7 protein-coding genes are annotated in these 8,582 nt (G+C 60.0%); 3 read left to right on the forward strand and 4 right to left on the reverse strand.

Translation table 11 applies throughout. The features are described from left to right. Positions 1-108 precede the first annotated feature (108 nt). Positions 109-1,248, forward strand: coding sequence for a GGDEF domain-containing protein (locus L901_RS13520; RefSeq protein WP_059757486.1), 1,140 nt, complete (start codon positions 109-111; stop codon positions 1,246-1,248). Between the two features lie 79 nt (positions 1,249-1,327). Here L901_RS13520 and L901_RS13525 read toward each other — a convergent pair whose 3' ends face one another. From L901_RS13525 to L901_RS13535, 3 genes are all read right to left on the reverse strand, one after another. Further along, complete coding sequence (locus tag L901_RS13525; RefSeq protein ID WP_031233516.1) at positions 1,328-1,516, reverse strand: hypothetical protein; 189 nt, start codon at positions 1,514-1,516, stop codon at positions 1,328-1,330. A 297-nt stretch (positions 1,517-1,813) separates the two neighbouring features. After that, complete coding sequence (gene carB / locus L901_RS13530) at positions 1,814-5,302, reverse strand: carbamoyl-phosphate synthase large subunit (RefSeq protein WP_003522842.1); 3,489 nt, start codon at positions 5,300-5,302, stop codon at positions 1,814-1,816. Positions 5,303-5,459: 157 nt separating this feature from the next. Next, a complete protein-coding gene (locus L901_RS13535; protein ID WP_059757488.1) occupies positions 5,460-6,281 on the reverse strand; it encodes a LytTR family DNA-binding domain-containing protein in 822 nt (273 codons plus the stop codon). 92 nt (positions 6,282-6,373) lie between these two features. On the opposite strand from L901_RS13535, the gene L901_RS13540 reads away from it, so the two are divergent. Together L901_RS13540 and L901_RS13545 are read left to right on the forward strand one after the other, a co-directional pair. Next, positions 6,374-6,862 carry a DUF2306 domain-containing protein gene (locus tag L901_RS13540; protein ID WP_059757491.1) on the forward strand — a complete coding sequence of 163 codons (489 nt, stop codon included), beginning with the start codon at positions 6,374-6,376 and terminating at the stop codon, positions 6,860-6,862. A 99-nt stretch (positions 6,863-6,961) separates the two neighbouring features. Further along, entirely contained in the window at positions 6,962-7,894 is a 933-nt protein-coding gene (locus tag L901_RS13545) for a neutral zinc metallopeptidase (RefSeq protein WP_059757494.1), read from the forward strand. Positions 7,895-7,935: 41 nt separating this feature from the next. Here the strand turns inward: L901_RS13545 and L901_RS13550 are convergent, their stop codons facing one another. After that, positions 7,936-8,415: a DUF2938 domain-containing protein gene (locus L901_RS13550; RefSeq protein WP_059757496.1), complete on the reverse strand. Its 480-nt coding sequence runs from the start codon at positions 8,413-8,415 to the stop codon at positions 7,936-7,938. Positions 8,416-8,582: the final 167 nt, after the last annotated feature.

An 8,582-nucleotide genomic window follows, 5' to 3' on the forward strand; every position in this document is an offset into this window, starting at 1 on the left:
AACTTGCAGTAGTATCATTTAATGATTATTTATCTGTTATTTTTATTGAAATTTTATACTTAATACTATAATTAATTTCTCTGAATTTATTTACCGTATGGATAAATCATGTTGGGTGAACTCGATCTTGCGACAGTCATACTGATGCAAAAGTGTTCTTACATCGTTGGGCTTTTGAGTTTTATCTATCTGAAAATGACCAATCGCGGCTTGCGCGGTCCCGTCCCCCTTGCGGCGGGTTTCGCCTCGATGGCGATTGGCTCCACGCTTGCCGGTTATGGCGAATGGGGAATATCGTCGCCGGCCCTGTGGCGGCTCGGCAGTGTCGTTTGCGGCATTGTGGGTTACGCGCTGATCTGGCTCGGCTTGAAGGCATTGAGCGATGGGCGTTCCGTCGACCGACGGACCGTATCCATTGTCTGCCTCATCTCCGTACTGGCGATGGTGGTCGCGCAGCAGGTGGCGGACAATAATGCGTATCGCGCGGCGCTCTTCAATGGCTGCGCATCGCTTGCCTATCTCGCCGGGGCATCGGTGCTTTTTGCCAGATGGCGCAGAGAGCCGCTGCTGTCCCGCCTGGCGCTGGGTGGCATCACCGGCGTCTCCGGTCTCATTTCGCTATCGGTGGTGAAAAGCGTGCTTTTCCCCGATTATGCCACCATCGATCTGGTCAATGCGTTTTTCTTCATCATCATGCTGAACTTCGCCATTGCCCTGTTCGTGATGATGTTCGTGGCCGAGCGGTCAGAACGCAAACTGCTCGTTCTTGCGAATACCGACCCGCTGACGGGCGTTAAGAACCGGCGTTTTTTCTTCCAGACCATGCCTGCGACGCCCGATCCGGCCGATGCGGCCATGCTGCTGGATATCGATCACTTCAAGTCGATCAACGACCGTTTTGGCCACGCCGTCGGCGATAGCGTGCTGCAGGAAGTGGCGAAGCGCATCGGCGGCAGCATCCGCGGCGGGGACGTGCTGGCGCGTTACGGCGGAGAGGAATTCATCATCTACCTGCCGGGCGCCGGCGTTCGCAAGGCCTGCATGATCGGCGAGCGCATTCGCGATGCGATTGCGGTAACAGAGGTCGATTGCGGCGGTCTGCGTGTCGGCGTCACCATCAGCATCGGCGTTGCCGCCACTGGCGAGATGCGCTGCGATCTCCAGACGCTTGCGGAAATGGCTGATCGCGCACTTTACCGCGCGAAGATGGAAGGGCGCAATTGCGTTCGGGAGGCGCAGGCGGCATAGGCGGGGCTGCGGGCCGTCGATCTTTCCGCAGAGCCGCACCGCATCTTTGTGTCGTGTATCGTCGTTGTTGCCCTTCGGTCTAAAAGGGCGGCTTGTCTGCTTCATCCGCCGTGGCGCGGCGGGACAGGGCCTCTTTCAGAAGAACCTCGATCTGGGCATTGACGCTGCGCAATTCACCGCTCGCGGTGTGCCGGATCATGTTCAATATTGCGGGTTCGATCCGCAGCGGAAAAGCCACCCGCTCCGGTCCCGGTGGACGTCCAGCCATGATCAGTTCCTCAAGGCGCTTTGGTTTATCGGGGCCGCGTGTTCCCATCGCCGGGATCTTATGCCGGGGCGATTCGGCGTCCTCATGGAGCGTTTGACCGGAGCTTTGGCAACGGCGCGGCGAATGGCTGCGGGCGATCCGTCATTGAGCAATAGGGACATCATGGGCCTCGTTCGAACCTGATGTTTTGATACCGGCAATGAATTGCAGCAGGATTACGTGATGCAAAACGCCGCGGGCATGGTGACCCGCGGCGTTTTGTTTTCATTCAGCGCTGGAACCTGCGGTTCGCGCAGCTTACTGGAAGTAGCTCTGCAGCGGCTTCACTTCCAGATTGCCGGCCTTCAGCGCCTTGATGGCAAGCGCTGCCGCTTCCGCGCCGGCCATCGTGGTGTAGTAAGGCACCTTCTGCATCAGCGTCGCGCGGCGCAGCGACTTGCTGTCAGAAATCGCCTTGTTGCTGTCGGTGGTGTTGATGACGAGCTGGACCTGACGGTTGCGGATGGCGTCTTCGATATGCGGACGGCCTTCCTGCACCTTGTTGATCTTTTCGGCGTTGATGCCCTTTTCGGCGAGGAAACGCTGGGTGCCGCCGGTGGCCAGCACCTTGAAACCGCTTTCCACGAGAATGCGGATGGCGGGCAGAACGCCTTCCTTGTCCTCGTCACGCACCGAGACGAAGACCGCGCCGGAGCGGGGCAGGTCGACGCCCGCGCCGAGCTGGCTCTTGGCGAAGGCCAGCGCGAAATCGGTATCGAGGCCGATGACTTCGCCGGTCGAGCGCATTTCCGGTCCGAGCAGGATGTCGACGCCGGGGAAGCGGGCGAAGGGGAAGACGGCTTCCTTGACGGCGATGTGCTTCAGGTTGCGCGGATCGGGTTTTTCGCCGTAAGCGGCAATCGCCGGATCGAGCTTCTCGCCGGCCATCACGCGGGCGGCGATCTTGGCGATCGGCGCGCCGATGGTCTTCGCCACGAAAGGCACGGTGCGCGAGGCGCGCGGATTGACTTCGAGAACGTAGATCGTGCCGTCCTTGATGGCATATTGCACGTTCATCAGGCCGCCGACATTGAGCGCCTTGGCAAGCGCCGTCGTCTGGCGTTCCAGCTCGTCGACGATTTCCTTCGACAGCGAACGGACCGGCAGCGAGCAGGCCGAGTCGCCCGAATGGATGCCGGCTTCTTCGATGTGCTCCATGATGCCCGAGACGAAGACGCTTTCGCCGTCGCACAGCGCATCGACGTCCACTTCCACGGCGTTGGTCAGGTAGCTGTCGAACAGCAGCGGGTTCTTGCCGAGCAGGGTGTTGATCTGGCCGGTTTTGTCGTTCGGGTAACGCTGCTTGATGTCCTCGGGTACGAGGCCCGGAACCGTGTCGAGCAGATAGGTCTGGAGCTGGCCTTCCGAATGGATGATCTGCATGGCGCGGCCACCCAGAACGTAAGACGGGCGAACGACCAGCGGGAAGCCGATTTCCGAAGCGACGAGGCGGGCCTGCTCGACCGAATAGGCGATGCCATTGTTCGGCTGGGCGAGGTCCAGCTTCATCAGCAGCTTCTGGAAGCGGTCGCGGTCTTCGGCAAGATCGATCATGTCAGGCGCGGTGCCGAGGATCGGTATGCCGTTCTTTTCCAGCGCTTCGGCGAGCTTCAGCGGGGTCTGGCCGCCGAACTGCACGATGACGCCGACCAATTCGCCCTTTTCCTGCTCGGCGCGCATGATCTCGATCACGTCTTCGGCCGTCAGCGGCTCGAAATAGAGGCGGTCGGACGTGTCGTAGTCCGTGGAAACCGTTTCCGGGTTGCAGTTGATCATGATCGCCTCGAAGCCGGCATCCTTCAGCGCGAAGGCGGCATGGCAGCAGCAATAATCGAACTCGATGCCCTGGCCGATGCGGTTCGGACCGCCGCCGAGGATGACCACCTTCTTGCGGTCGGAAACCTGCGCTTCCGAGCGGGCTGCGCCGACGAAGGGAATTTCATAGGTCGAATACATGTAAGCAGTGGGCGACGCGAATTCGGCCGCGCAGGTGTCGATGCGCTTGAAGACCGGGCGAACATTCAGGCTGTTGCGCAGCTCGGCCACTTCCTTCGGGCGCTTGGACGTCAGGCTGGCAAGGCGGGCGTCGGAGAAGCCCATGGCTTTCAGCATGCGCAGGTTTTCGGCATCCTGCGGCAGGCCGTGCTCGCGGATGCGGGCTTCCATGTCGACGATGGCCTTGAACTGGGCGATGAACCACGGATCGATCTTCGAGTTCTCGTGGACTTCCTCTTCGCTCATGCCCATGCGCAGCGCCTGGGCGACCATGCGCAGGCGGTCCGGCGTCGGCGTGCCGATGGCGGCGCGGATGGCGTTCTTGGAGCCTTCGCCTTCCTCATAGCCGGGGATTTCGATTTCATCGAGACCGGTGAGGCCGGTTTCCATGCCGCGCAGCGCCTTCTGCAGCGATTCCGCGAAGGTGCGGCCGATGGCCATGACTTCGCCGACCGACTTCATGGCGGTGGTGAGGATCGGCGAGGCGCCGGGGAATTTCTCGAAGGCGAAACGCGGGATCTTGGTGACGACGTAGTCGATGGAAGGTTCGAACGAAGCAGGCGTCGCGCCGCCGGTGATGTCGTTTTCCAGTTCGTCCAGCGTATAGCCGATGGCGAGCTTGGCGGCGATCTTGGCGATCGGGAAGCCGGTTGCCTTTGAGGCGAGAGCCGAGGAGCGCGACACGCGCGGGTTCATTTCGATGACGACGAGGCGGCCGTCCTTCGGGTTGACGGCGAACTGCACGTTCGAGCCGCCGGTTTCGACACCGATCTCGCGCAGCACCGCAATCGAGGCGTTGCGCATGATCTGGTATTCCTTGTCGGTCAAGGTCAGCGCCGGTGCAACCGTAATCGAGTCGCCCGTGTGGACGCCCATCGGATCGATATTTTCGATGGAGCAGATGATGATGCAATTGTCCGCCTTGTCGCGGACGACTTCCATCTCATATTCCTTCCAGCCGAGAACCGATTCTTCGACCAGAACTTCCGTCGTCGGCGAGGCGTCGAGGCCGCCGGAGACGATGTCGAAGAATTCCGAGCGGTTATAGGCAATGCCGCCGCCGGTGCCGCCGAGCGTGAAGGACGGGCGGATGATGGCCGGCAGGCCGACATGATCGATGGCCTGAGCGGCAATCGCCATGGCATGTGCCATGTAGCGCTGCTTGCGGTCGGTTTCGCCGAGGTTCCACTGGTTTTCGAGATCGTCCAGCGCCTTGTCGAGATCGGGACCGGAGAGCTTGCCCTTCAGCTCGGTGCGTGCTGCCTCGTGCTTCTTGCGGTCGGCGTCCTTGATCTCGGTGGCGTTGGCCAGCATGGAGCGCGGGGTTTCAAGGCCGATGCGGGCCATGGCTTCGCGGAAGAGGGCTCGGTCTTCGGCCATGTCGATGGCTTCGGGTTTCGCGCCGATCATCTCCACATTGTAACGGTCGAGAACGCCCATGCGCTTGAGAGAGAGCGCGGTATTGAGCGCGGTCTGGCCGCCCATGGTCGGCAGAAGCGCATCCGGACGCTCCTTGGCGATGATCTTCGCCACGACTTCCGGCGTGATCGGCTCGACGTAAGTGGCGTCGGCAAGGCCCGGATCGGTCATGATCGTCGCCGGGTTGGAGTTGACCAGGATGACCCGATAACCCTCTTCCTTCAGCGCCTTGCAGGCCTGCGTGCCGGAATAGTCGAATTCACATGCCTGGCCGATGACGATCGGTCCCGCGCCGATGATGAGGATGGACTTGATATCTTGGCGCTTCGGCATGGCTCTCTCGTTCCGCTTTTCGGTTGCGCAAAACACCGGCCAGGGTGAAGGATCACCGGCCGGGGGGCGCAATTCAAATGTTTTCAGGCTAGAAGCGGCTTATAGGCAAATGTTTTTGAGAACGGAACCCCATAAATTCCGGAATCGACAGAAACTCTTAACCGGCAGGGGCGTGCACGGTGAAACGGGCCTGGACCGCTGCACTATAGGAGCGGCTGACGGGAATTTCCGTGCCGTCTCTTGTAATGACATGCAGACGACCGGCCTGTTTGCGCAGCGAGACGGCGTCGGCATCGGCAATCCAGTGCGACCGGTGCACCTGCAAGCCTTCCGTCTGGCCGATTTCTTTCAGCGCATCGGAAAAACGCAGCAGAACGAGCTGATTCCCGCGCGTGGTGACGATTTCAGTATAGTGGTCCTGCACCGACAGTCGCAGCAATTCTCCGCGCTTTTGCGGCGGTAGCCGCTCCAGCAGCGGTACGACGCCCTTTACCTCGCGTCTGGTATCTTCGCCCGTGTCCGTAGCGGCATTGGCCGCTGTTTCGAGCGACTGGCAGGCGGTGAGATAACTTAGCAGGCAGAAGATGGCGCAGAGAGGCAGAGACGACAGGCTGCTTTGTAAAAAGGGGCCGAAACCCATTTCCTTGCCTGAAAAGACCCGGTTCGTGATGGTGAGCAGCAGCCCGATCGGCAGGGCGGCCGTCAGCGAGCCGATCATCATGCGCGTCAGCATATTTTCGATGCTGCCGGCAAGGATGCTGTTGGCGATGATGGAAAAGGATATGGCGAATGTCCAGGCGCTGGCCTGTATGATTGTCCAGTAAAGCAGCCGGTCGGCGAAGCTCATGGTTTCGCTCGTTCCGAAAGGTCCGGTCACGATGAAGATCGCCAGCACGGCGAGAAACGTCAGCCACAGCCTGCGCGATTGCAGGATGGCGTGCATTTCACGAAGCGTGGATTGCAGATATGGGTGATCCACGAAGTTTTCCTGCGGTTGGCGTCAATCCGTTTTTCCTGAGCGCATGTTTTGCCGAAATTGCCGGTGATTTCAACCGAGCCGAAACAGCACCCATGTCATTCCAGCCTTTGTTAGACGCACCGCTTGCCGTGCAGTTCCATGTCGCCACTGTCGTGCCTGCGGCCATTCTCGGCGCCTTCATCTTCCTGCGCCCCAAGGGAACTGCCATCCACCGGCTGTTCGGCAAGATATGGGTGATGCTGATGGTCGTGACATCAGTTTCGACGTTCTTCATCCACGGATTGAGGATGTTTTACGGTTTCAGCCCGATCCACCTGCTTTCCGCCTTCACGATATATGGCTGTCTTCAATCGATCTATTTCGCGCGCCGCGGCGATATCAGACGCCATATGCGGATCATGCAGAGCGTTTATCTCGGCGGCATCGTGATTGCCGGAGGTTTCACCTTCGTTCCCGGCCGCATCATGCATGAGGTTGCTTTTGGTGATGGCAGAGCCGGATTTGTGGCCTTTTCCGCCGGCGCTCTCCTGTTTGTCTTCCTGTTTCTGACCGTGCTGAAACAAAGACGCAGAGCCGCATGAAGGCCTCCGTTTTTTCGCCTCTGCTTCCTTCCGGAACAAGATGTATTATAGTGCCGTTATAAGGCAGCTTGTTAAGGCGATATCCGCCGGGAGAATAGCATGGAATGGAGAGGGCGCCGCCAGTCGGACAATATCGAGGACCAGCGCGGCATGTCGGCGGGATCGGGGCCGTCGGGCAACGATCCTTTTTCCCGTGGCGGAATGCGTGTGCCTATCGGGCGGCGCGGCGGCGGTATCGGTATTGGCGGCATTCTGGTTATCCTGCTGATAAGCTGGGTGCTTGGCATCAACCCGCTGACGCTGCTTTCGGGCGGCGATATTTCGCTGGATGGCGGCGGAACGACGCAGCAATCCGGCGGCCAGCAGGCAGGCACGCGTCCGCAAGGCCAGTCGTCGGACGAGACGACGGCTTTCGTGCGCACCGTGCTGGCCGAGACGGAAGATACGTGGAGCGGCATTTTCCAGTCGGCCGGCGAGACCTATCAGAAGCCGACGCTGGTTCTGTTCTCCGGTCAGGTGTCTTCCGCCTGCGGTTATGCTTCCGCCGCCAGCGGCCCGTTCTATTGCCCGGGCGACCGTAAGGTCTATCTCGACACCAGCTTCTTCAAGGAACTCGACCAGCGTTTCGGCGCGGCCGGCGATTTCGCGCAGGCTTATGTGATTGCGCATGAGGTGGGCCACCACATCCAGAACCTGACCGGCGTTCTGCCGGAGTTCAACCGCCGCCGTCAGTCGATGAGCCAGGTGGATGCCAACAAGATGTCGGTGCGCGTCGAGCTTCAGGCGGATTGCTATGCCGGCATCTGGGGCAAGTTCACCGAGCAGAAGGGCATTCTCGAAACCGGCGACCTCGAGGAAGCGCTGAACGCCGCCCACCAGATCGGCGACGATACGCTGCAGAAGCAGACCCAGGGCTATGTGGTGCCTGACAGTTTCAACCACGGCACCTCGGCACAGCGCGCGGAATGGTTCAAGCGCGGTTTCCAGAGCGGCCGTGTCGAAGATTGCGATACGTTCTCGGCGAATATCTGAGAACCGGATAGGAGAGGGGGGCTTTTCAGCCCCCTTTTCATTTAGCGCATCAAAAGCGCCACGGCATACATGCCTAGGGCGAAAACCGTATGAGCCACAAGGTTGAAAAAGCGGACCTTGTTCGGGTTGGGGGTCTTCGACGCCGCCCAGCCAATGCCGAGCCCCGGCTGCAACAGGAACCAGCCCGCGCCGACCGTTATGATGCCGACGATCCACGGCTCAATGAAGGAGGGATCGGCAAACCACGCGGCCGGAACCACCAGCGCGAGAATGACGCCATAAACAATGCCGACGGCGTAATGCGAAATCCAGCCGAGCGCCAGTTCATGTTCATAGGGTTCAGCCGTGGCGATGCTGTCGTGAAATATCGTACCTTTCGGCACGTGCCAGAACCAGCGGCCGACCGGCGCCCAGTTTGGCGCTGACTGGCCGAAGAACCGGTGCAGCACGATTGCCCATATATCCATAAACACGGTGCCGCCAATGCCCATGGCAATGCCGCGCCAAATCAGTTCCAGCATAGATCCCTCCGCATGATCATGATCGATCAAGCTCTAGCGGATCGTGTGAATGGCGGGAACCGACTATTATGAGGGTGGACAAAAAAATGGCCGGATCGCTCCGGCCATGAGGGTGAGAAAGGCGCAAGACCTCACCTCCGTCATGCTCGGGCTTGTGTGGAGGATTT

This window comes from Agrobacterium sp. D14, from assembly GCF_001526505.1.
Taxonomy (GTDB): domain Bacteria; phylum Pseudomonadota; class Alphaproteobacteria; order Rhizobiales; family Rhizobiaceae; genus Agrobacterium; species Agrobacterium leguminum.

Excerpts from the sequence above, each read along its gene's own strand:
- L901_RS13520 (WP_059757486.1), top strand. The coding sequence starts at position 109 with ATGTTGGGTGAACTCGATCTTGCGACAGTCATACTGATGCAAAAGTGT.
- L901_RS13525 (WP_031233516.1), bottom strand. The coding sequence starts at position 1,516 with ATGGCTGGACGTCCACCGGGACCGGAGCGGGTGGCTTTTCCGCTGCGG.
- carB (WP_003522842.1), bottom strand. The coding sequence starts at position 5,302 with ATGCCGAAGCGCCAAGATATCAAGTCCATCCTCATCATCGGCGCGGGA.
- L901_RS13540 (WP_059757491.1), top strand. The coding sequence starts at position 6,374 with ATGTCATTCCAGCCTTTGTTAGACGCACCGCTTGCCGTGCAGTTCCAT.
- L901_RS13545 (WP_059757494.1), top strand. The coding sequence starts at position 6,962 with ATGGAATGGAGAGGGCGCCGCCAGTCGGACAATATCGAGGACCAGCGC.
- L901_RS13550 (WP_059757496.1), bottom strand. The coding sequence starts at position 8,415 with ATGCTGGAACTGATTTGGCGCGGCATTGCCATGGGCATTGGCGGCACC.